The 1,016-nt window shown below is 54.2% G+C and carries 2 protein-coding genes; one reads left to right on the top strand and one right to left on the bottom strand.

What is annotated here, in order from left to right:
• The coding region (locus GHO41_RS29340) for a GGDEF domain-containing protein (RefSeq protein WP_153435351.1) at nucleotides 1-492 on the top strand (492 nt) is incomplete at its 5' end.
• Between the two features lie 163 nt (nucleotides 493-655).
• Here GHO41_RS29340 and tnpB read toward each other — a convergent pair.
• A complete protein-coding gene (gene tnpB, locus GHO41_RS29335) occupies nucleotides 656-865 on the bottom strand; it encodes an IS66 family insertion sequence element accessory protein TnpB (RefSeq protein WP_153330793.1) in 210 nt (69 codons plus the stop codon).
• Nucleotides 866-1,016 lie beyond the last annotated feature (151 nt).

Genomic DNA, 1,016 nt, shown 5'->3' with positions numbered 1-1,016 from the left:
AAAGCCGACGAGGAAGAACGAAGAGCTGAGCGCTATCAGGCACAAGCAATGACGGATGCGCTTACGGGGCTTTATAACCGCGCGGGATGGGATCAACTTCTTGTAAAGGAGGAGGCACGATACCAGCGCTATCGCCAATCCTCGGTCGTCATCGTTGTTGACCTAGATGGGCTGAAGGAGACTAACGACTGCCTCGGCCATGCTGCCGGCGACGCACTAATAAAACGTGCAGCAACTGCATTGTTGAAAGCCTCAAGGGCGGAAGATGTTGTGGCAAGGCTAGGGGGTGATGAGTTCGGAATTATCGGAGTTAACTGCGATCTAGAAGGTGGCCTTGCACTGTGCGAGAGGATAAAACTAGCGCTCGATAGTGAGGGAGTCAAGGCTTCCTATGGGCTCGCTGCAACCAACAAGACGATACGAATTTCTCAAGCTCTCACAATCGCGGATCAGGCGATGTATCAGCAGAAGCGTCAAAAAAAGTCGGCGTAACAGTAGCCTACAGACAAGCCAAGGTTGTTCAAGTGTTTCGGCTCACACGAAAACCCTGCACTTGACCGGGCTGCACTCATTGGGCTGGTTTCAGTCTTCCGGGTCAATCTTTTCCTGCGGTTTTCACCTGGCTACGAGGTCAGCCATCAACTCGGCAATGGCATCACTCTTGTCTGCCAGCACCTCTTAGATGCTCGTTGACTCGGTCATGCACCAGAACTTTCATGCGGGTAGCGCGACGATTGGCAAACAGATAAGCGCAGTGCGGCTTCGCCGCACCGAACACCCCAATCACTCTGGCCAGCGCTGTTTCAGTGCCAGCACGCATGTCCATGGGTTCGGTGGCGAGCCAGATGGCATCGATGCGAATCATTGTGTGAGCCCACGGACAAAGCGGGCGCATCCTTCAGGATCAGAAGTTGGCCATTTCACTGTGATCGATTGATCGTATGCGTCCGGGCATCCCGTCTTGCGTCACTAAACCGGTTGCCACCTATGCGGCAGCAGCTCCGCAATCTCACTCG

Source organism: Pseudomonas sp. FSL R10-0399, assembly GCF_009600165.1.
GTDB lineage: Bacteria > Pseudomonadota > Gammaproteobacteria > Pseudomonadales > Pseudomonadaceae > Aquipseudomonas > Aquipseudomonas helleri.
This window is presented reverse-complemented; position numbering and strand designations above follow the sequence as displayed.